The sequence below is a fragment of the Bradyrhizobium sp. Kon56 genome (assembly GCF_055807635.1).
The window spans coordinates 1-238 of the sequence record NZ_JBVVOU010000620.1 but is presented as its reverse complement, the minus strand read 5'-3'; the positions used below and the strand labels follow the sequence as shown (position 1 = coordinate 238).

Here is a 238-nt window from a genome sequence, read left to right as displayed (position 1 = left end):
GCTGACGGTCTGGGCTTCCAGCGGAATGTCGTGGTCCGGGCAGCGGGGGATACCCACCCGTGCATACAGCAGGCGCAGGTAGTCGTAGATTTCGGTAATGGTGCCCACGGTGGAACGCGGGTTGTGGGACGTCGACTTCTGCTCGATGGAAATGGCCGGCGACAAACCTTCGATGGTGTCGACGTCGGGCTTTTCCATCATTGACAGGAACTGCCGGGCATACGCCGACAGCGATTCC

At 60.9% G+C, this 238-nt stretch carries 1 protein-coding gene; it reads right to left on the bottom strand.

All coding sequences use genetic code 11. The features are described 5' to 3' along the window. Positions 1–238 (bottom strand): hypothetical protein (locus AC0L3B_RS40285; protein ID WP_473383640.1); only part of this gene is annotated, 238 nt, incomplete at both ends.